This window comes from Mesorhizobium carmichaelinearum (assembly GCF_900199455.1).
Lineage (GTDB): Bacteria > Pseudomonadota > Alphaproteobacteria > Rhizobiales > Rhizobiaceae > Mesorhizobium > Mesorhizobium carmichaelinearum.
Genome location: NZ_FZQR01000082.1, coordinates 1 through 6,108, shown reverse-complemented (window position 1 = coordinate 6,108; position 6,108 = coordinate 1). Strand labels below are relative to the sequence as shown.

The following is a 6,108-nucleotide window of genomic DNA, read 5'->3' as shown; positions in this document are numbered from 1 at the left end:
TCCATACCGGCCAGCAGTCGTATCCGGACTGCATCAAAGGCCTGATACATGACCGCATCCGATCACACGTTCAAACCGCTCGAAGAAAAGCCTTGCGCGAACGGGGGCATCCATACATGACCCGGCATTGGAGTGAACCCCACCGGCTGGACCAAGAGAACCTGAAAAACTGATACGCTCGATGGGCCTTGAACGGAGAAGGCTCATGAAGTCACGAGGTCCATACCGTCGTCACTCGATGCAATTCAAACTGCAGCTTTGCCAGGACATCCGCGGTGGCGTCATCGGGCGCCGCGATGCCCAGCGTACCTACGAGGTCTCGGCAAACCTCATCCAGCTGTCGTTGACCCAGTTCGATCGGGGCGAACTGAATGACGAGGAAGCTGAGGCCAGCGTCATTGCTGAATACGAGGCGCGTATCGCGGCCTCGAGCGCAAGGTCGGTCAACTCACGATGGAATTGGACCTTGCCAAAAAACGCCGCGGCTGGCGACCGCCGGCGACAGCGAGAGATTCTTCATCGTCACCGGCCCCGGCCTGCTCCGTCAGACGGGGTTGTCAAGTGATCGACCTACCGAAAAGCACCTTCTACTATCGCGCGACGACCAAACGGCCAACCTCTCGGACGCGGACCTCGTCACCCTCATCGAGGACATCCAGGACGAATTGACCTGCTATGGCTATCGGCGGCCTGCGTGTTTCGCTAATTCCCGGACACCCTTTTCGCTAAATCCCAGTGATTTCAGTAATTCGCGGACAGCGATTCCGCTAAATCCCGGACAGCGTTCGGGAGCGGATTTGGCGGTCGGTTCTCGACTGCGCCGTTCTGGCAGTTTGGCCTCTCACGATGATGTTGAGAGGGGCCATGCCAAACGGAAGCAAGCGAGACGAACGAGCGTGAGGAATATCCAAGCGATCTTGCGCCTGACCCATGAGCAGGGTCTTTCGGTGCGTGAGGTGTCGGAACGGCTCAAGATCAGCAAAAGGACAGTATCGACCTATTTGCTGCGGGCGCGAGAGGCCGAGCTGTCATGCTGGCCGCTGCCGCCGGGCCACGACGACGCGACGCTTGAGCGGCTGCTGTTTGGCCGTGCCGGTCGTCCGCCGCAAGACCTGAGCGAACCGGACCTTGCGCTGATCGCCAGGGAGCTGAAGCGCAAGGGGGTGACGCTGACGCTGTTGTGGCAGGAGTATCGCGCCGCCCATCCCGCCGTAGCCCTCGACCTGCAGGATACCGCTGAAGCCATCGAGATGCGCAATCGGCCGCTCGGCCTTGCGGTCGGGCGCATAGACGTAGGCGACGCCGGGCGGATCGTCTCCGTCCCAAGGCCGGTCGTCGCGGGCATAGGCCCACAGCTGCCCCGTCTTGGTCTTGCCGCGACCGGGATCGAGCACCGGCGCGGTCCTCTCGTTGGCGAAGAGCTTCGGCGAGGTTTTCAGTTTCGCCAGCAGCCGCTCGTGCACCGGACGCAGGTGCCAGGCGGCACGGCCAACCCAGTCGGCGAGCGTTGAGCGATCGAGATTGATGCCCTGCCGGGCCCAGATCTGCGCCTGGCGATAGAGCGGCAGGTGGTCGGCATACTTGGACACCAGAACCTGTGCGATCGTCGCCTCGGTTCGCAGGCCGCCCTCAATCAGTCGCGCCGGCGCAGGTGCCTGCATGACGACGTCCTCACAGGCGCGGCAGGCGTATCTGGGCCGGCGCACGACGATCACGCGCAGCTGCGCCGGCACGATGTCGAGCCGTTCGCTAACGTCTTCGCCGATCTTGTGCAGGTCGCTGCGGCAGCAGGGACAGGCGTGGTCGTCGATGTCGACGACCGTCTCGACGCGAGGAAGGTGCGCGGGCAGGGCGCCCCGGTTGGCGCGGCGCTTCGCCGTGCGCGCCTGACGTTCGGCCGGGGCAGCCTGTTCCTTTGCTTCCTCGCCAGCCGACCCGTGCGCTGGAACCTGGCGATCAGGCCGTCTGTTGGGCGCTTGCCGCGTCTGTGCCCGACGGCTCACCGTCGTGTGATCGGGGACGGCGAGATCCAGTCCCATCAGTGCCAGCAGGAATCCCAGCAAACCTTCTGTCTGGCGCAGACGCAGGCCGAATACCAGGCCCAGCGTCAACGCAGTCTTGATCGCCAGGTCGGAATAGCGGTGCTGGCCGCCGCGGGTCTTGCGTCTGGGCGCTTGCCACGACGAAAGGGCTTCCGGTGTCAGCCACACGGTCAAACTGCCGCGCCGACGAAGTCCCGCCTCATACTCCCGTCAGTTCGTCACCTTGAATTTCATCTTGCCGATGCGATGGCGACGGGAGGTGTTGTGTTTGAAGGGCATGGCGACGCTAAACCGGCTATTGAGGGTGCCGATCGCCTAAAGCAAGATCACTGAAGGATCTGTGCACAAACACTGTTGTCGATTTCAAAAGACGCTGAGGGTAAAGGCCTTTAAAGTTCATTCCTGACCGGAAATATATCTTCTCCATAGTGGTGAGGTCTCGTGTGATGCCGTCGGCATAACCACCGTACCCTTAAAGGCTCGTCATATTGATCATGATGGGCATCGACCGCTTCAACTCTGCAGACCTCACACGTTTGTTCCTCCAACTCGCCTGCCTTCACTGCCCGCTGCACAGCAAGATGAGCATCATATTTGCTTGGATTGGCACGACGCCAATTCGTTTGGCGGGGTTTTCAGCATCGCTGCATCCTGCCCTTTGTGTTAGTCTCTGCTCTCGCCTGATAATTATATATCGTTATTAACAACGCGGTCGAGAAGACGGGCGCCCCGGAAATGGCTCGGGGCAAAGACACAGCTCGCCGTCATCTTCGGCGAGCGGTTCTACAACTGATGAAAGCGGCCCACCCACTCGCGCGGGGGACGTTTCCATTCCTCGGCGGCGTTGTTCAACACCAGATATAGGCAGCTTCATGGCTGCGCCGTCACCGGGGAAATGGCCACGCGTACGCACGGCCCGGCGCAGCTTTGAATTCAGCGCCTCGATGGCATTCGTCGTATAGATGATGCGCATCTTCTCCTCCGCGCGGCGAACATTGCCCAAGGCAGCAAATTGCGGTAGGCATCCAATAGCTGGCGCGGATCCCACCTTTCGGATCAAGGAAAGCACGTTCTAACATACAGCAAGTCGCTGACCTTCGCGCAATGCTTTCAGGCTATTGTCAGTTCTGGCCGCTACACAAGTTCCGTTCGTCTTGATTGATCGCGAGACTGATGCGATGGCGGACAATTCACAAACGAGCACAGGGAAATCCTTACATGAGATCCTCACCGAAAGAGACCGCCACCGCGGCCATCCCGATTTATCGAGTGCATCCCCCGTCTTTCTGGAAGGGGATGATCCTTGCTGCGACCGTCCTCGTACCGAGTAGTCAGGTTTCGGCTGAGGACAAGAGGCAAACCGGTCACCACATACATCAGGCAGCCTTAGTTGGTTGGGAAAGCAAGGAGATGGAAGAGCTTGCAGCCTCAGTTGGTTGGGAGAAGAAGAAGATGGAAGAACTTCCAGCGGGAACAAAGTTCAACCATGCTAATAGGGATGGGGTGTGGGGCGGTTCGGGGCAAAGCGGGTACACGGGCGAAGCAATTTGGATGACCTCAGAAAACGATGTAAACGCGGCACGCGGCTATGCAGGTAGTTCTGGAAAGTACTTTGTTATCGAGGGGCAAGAGTCCCTCAAATTAGCGATCATGGATGAGCAGGGTGATCAAGTGTTCCCTGACGAACTAGGCGCATGGACTACCTTGGCGCAGAGATACGGCTTGGATGGAGTGAAGACGGAATATGGAAACTCGTACGAGGTGATTTTATTTGACAGAAGCAAGATTGCACCTGTGGACGAACGTGGTTTCGATTAGCAGAGCGCCAGCGCATGAAGTTTGCGAGTTCGGTCATGGTCTGTCTCCCGGGGTGTGTGTTTCCCGAAGGGAAAACCCTTTCGGGCTAAGCCTCCCCGGACAGAGGGGGGAGGGCGAAAGCCCGCCCCACGGCGGCGGGCGGGACTGTCAAGTGGCGTGGTGCGGAAGGTGGGGGTCTTCTCGGGTCCGCTGGCGGACAGTGCCCGTGGAGGACAGTGTCATTCGTTATATCGGCACGACAGGCACAGCGCTTGTTGTCCATTTCTGTTGCTAAAAGCGCCGCCGTGTTTCATCGTGTTGCGATGATTCTGCGTCCCAAATCCTCTCCGCGCCACTACGCCGCGTTTGGCGGTGCCCTTTCGACCGCGCCGATGGCAACGGTGCCGGCCTGGCTGCGCCGGGGCCATCCCGGATGCGCAAAGTCTTGCGGGAAAAGATGTCGAGGAGGTCGCGCTCGCTGACGGCGCTGCCATCGGCGCGCTCGATGCGGTGGTCCGCCGGCAGGAGCGGCGGGCCGGCGCCTGGCGGCAGCGTCTGGCGCATTCGGCGGCCGCGGTAACGGCGAAGCGGGCCGGCCGCGTCGAGGAAGAAAGCGCGCTACGCGACGCCGTGCTATTGACAAGCCCGGGCGACAATGTCGGGCCCGCCGGTCGTTTGCTTCTCGCCTGGCGCCGGCTGGCCGGAACGCCTGCGGAGAAACTGCTGACCGAGGCGAGTGTCGGCGCGGTGCTGGATGACCTCGGTTTCGCGCGCAATGACGAGGGCGCGAGCGATCTGACGGACAATCTCCGGCAGCTCGCCGCCAGTGACGGGACGGCGGGAATGATGACTGGCGCCATCGCGATGCCGAACGCGACGGCTTGGGGCGCGTCCTTGGAGCCTGGCTCGCCGACGTCCTGCTGGCGCAACGGCTGGGTTGGGCAAACGCGGTGCCGCTGTTGGGCGCCGAAGCGGGCGCGCCCGCATCGATCGGCAGCCACTTCTGTGGCGACAAGGATAGTGACAGATCCTGAGCGTGCGAAAGGTCTGCTTGCCGCGCAGGCACGCGCTGCGTTGCGCGCAATTGATCTTCACGCCGAACTCGGGCGCCGCGCGGACCGGCTGCTTGCCGTCACGCCGAAGCTTAGAGCCAAAGCAGCGGACGCTGTTGTCGACAAGCTCCTTTCCGACGATGCGATCGTGGCATCCGAAAAGATCGCAGGCATGAGTGACCGTGGGCTGCGCCGCCTGTTCGACCGGCTCGTCGAACTCGGCGCCGTGCGCGAGCTTTCCGGCCGTCCCACCTTCCGCATCTACGGGCTCTGACGACCATGGCGGAGGCAGCGCCGAGGGGGGAGCCGGTCAGATGACGGTCGATCAGCTGACCAGCTGTTTGACCGGGAGCTGGATCACCTGCCGCCGGAGGCGCGCTGGCGAGAATGGATGCATCGCGTCGAGGCAACGATTTTTGCGGCAAGCGAGCCGGTCGGCCGCGAAACGCTGGCCCGCATAGTCGGCAAGAGCTGCAGCATCGACCTATTGATCGACGACATTGCGCGGCCGGCCCTACGATCTGGTGGCGGTCGCCGGCGATTTTCGGCACCTGACCCGCCCGGCCTACGCCGACGCCATCCGCAGTGCATTTGGCACCGCCGAAGGCGGCAACGGGCGTGCGGTGGACCTGAGGCAGTCGGACGTGCTGGTGCTGATGTGCATCGCCTATTTCCAGCCGATTACACGTGGGGAACTGTCGTCGTTTTTTTGGGAAAGAGATTTCTCGCGACCTGATCGGCCATCTGCGCGGCGCCGGCTTGATCGCGTCCGGTCCGCGCAGTCCGATGCCGGGCGCGCCCTACACCTACGTTACGACCAAAGAATTCCTGCTGGAGTTCGGTTTCGACACGTTGCGTAACCTGCCGGATTTTGAGGCGCTCGAGGACGCCGGGTTGCTGTCGAAGGAGAAGTTGCTGGCTGGTGAGATCATGCCGGTCTGCAACGACGCGGAAGGGGATTCGGCATGAATGGTGATGAGTAGGACGGCGCTTAACGTCCACCATCAAACGTGAGTTGCCCCGGGTAAAGCCGGTCACCTCTGAGGCGCGGCGAGGGCGATGCATCTAGCCCGCTTGATGCACGGCGATCGGCTTTCGGCGGCCTGCATCGGCGATCTGGCCGCCCTCGGAGTGCATTTTGACAAGCCTCGTCGGGCGCCGGCGATGATCCGTCGTGATGGAAGGCGGGGGTTTGCGGGTTGAGGTCGGCGGGTTTG

Annotated in this window: 2 protein-coding genes and 6 pseudogenes; 5 read left to right on the top strand and 3 right to left on the bottom strand. The window is 61.7% G+C overall.

What is annotated here, in order from left to right; all coding sequences use genetic code 11:
• Positions 1 to 205 precede the first annotated feature (205 nt).
• Both CKW40_RS41745 and CKW40_RS46165 read left to right on the top strand, forming a co-directional pair.
• A complete protein-coding gene (locus tag CKW40_RS41745; protein ID WP_244571560.1) occupies positions 206 to 565 on the top strand; it encodes a transposase in 360 nt (119 codons plus the stop codon).
• 331 nt (positions 566 to 896) lie between these two features.
• Positions 897 to 1,007, top strand: a pseudogene (locus CKW40_RS46165) (helix-turn-helix domain-containing protein); the annotation flags it as partial.
• A 198-nt stretch (positions 1,008 to 1,205) separates the two neighbouring features.
• Here CKW40_RS46165 and tnpC read toward each other — a convergent pair.
• From tnpC to CKW40_RS41720, 3 pseudogenes are all read right to left on the bottom strand, one after another.
• Positions 1,206 to 2,216, bottom strand: a pseudogene (gene tnpC / locus CKW40_RS41735) (IS66 family transposase); the annotation flags it as partial.
• 215 nt (positions 2,217 to 2,431) lie between these two features.
• Positions 2,432 to 2,671, bottom strand: a pseudogene (locus CKW40_RS41725) (hypothetical protein); the annotation flags it as partial.
• 154 nt (positions 2,672 to 2,825) lie between these two features.
• Positions 2,826 to 3,012 (bottom strand): annotated as a pseudogene (locus tag CKW40_RS41720) (transposase); the annotation flags it as partial.
• Positions 3,013 to 3,452: 440 nt separating this feature from the next.
• On the opposite strand from CKW40_RS41720, the gene CKW40_RS41715 reads away from it, so the two are divergent.
• The 3 genes and pseudogenes from CKW40_RS41715 to scpB all read left to right on the top strand — a co-directional run bounded on the left by CKW40_RS41715 (position 3,453) and on the right by scpB (position 5,860).
• Entirely contained in the window at positions 3,453 to 3,860 is a 408-nt protein-coding gene (locus tag CKW40_RS41715) for a hypothetical protein (RefSeq protein WP_244571559.1), read from the top strand.
• Between the two features lie 302 nt (positions 3,861 to 4,162).
• Positions 4,163 to 5,165 (top strand): annotated as a pseudogene (locus tag CKW40_RS41710) (DUF1403 family protein).
• A 117-nt stretch (positions 5,166 to 5,282) separates the two neighbouring features.
• Positions 5,283 to 5,860: pseudogene (gene scpB / locus CKW40_RS41705) on the top strand (SMC-Scp complex subunit ScpB).
• Positions 5,861 to 6,108: the final 248 nt, after the last annotated feature.